We start from the raw sequence: 389 nt of genomic DNA on the forward strand, positions 1-389 counted from the left end.
CCGCAATTTCGCCCACGCGCTCGCGCTTGTTCTGAAATCTGAAGGGCTCTGGTCGGACAATCCAGCCGATCCCGGCGGCGCCACCATGAAAGGGGTGACGCTCACCAATTTCCGCCGCTACGTGAAGGCCGATGCGACAAAGGCGGATCTACGCAAGATCAGCGATGCCCAGGTGGCGACGGTCTATCGCAGGTTCTATTGGGACGCCGTAGCTGGGGCTGAACTCCCTGATGGCGTGGATTACGCCGTCTTTGACTTCGCGGTAAATTCCGGGCCAGGCAGGGCTGCGAAGTACCTTCAGGCTGTCGTCGGTGTGACGCAGGACGGGCGCATAGGCCCAGCGACCATCGCCGCCGCAAACGGCAAGCCGGCGGGCGTTGTCATCGACG

At 62.7% G+C, this 389-nt stretch carries 1 protein-coding gene; it reads left to right on the forward strand.

Annotation, left to right across the window (positions count from 1 at the left end; translation table 11 throughout):
- The coding region (locus EN964_RS37390) for a glycoside hydrolase family 108 protein (RefSeq protein ID WP_281059621.1) at window positions 1–389 on the forward strand (389 nt) is incomplete at both ends.

Source organism: Mesorhizobium sp. M7A.F.Ca.CA.001.10.2.1, from assembly GCF_003998575.1.
Lineage (GTDB): Bacteria > Pseudomonadota > Alphaproteobacteria > Rhizobiales > Rhizobiaceae > Mesorhizobium.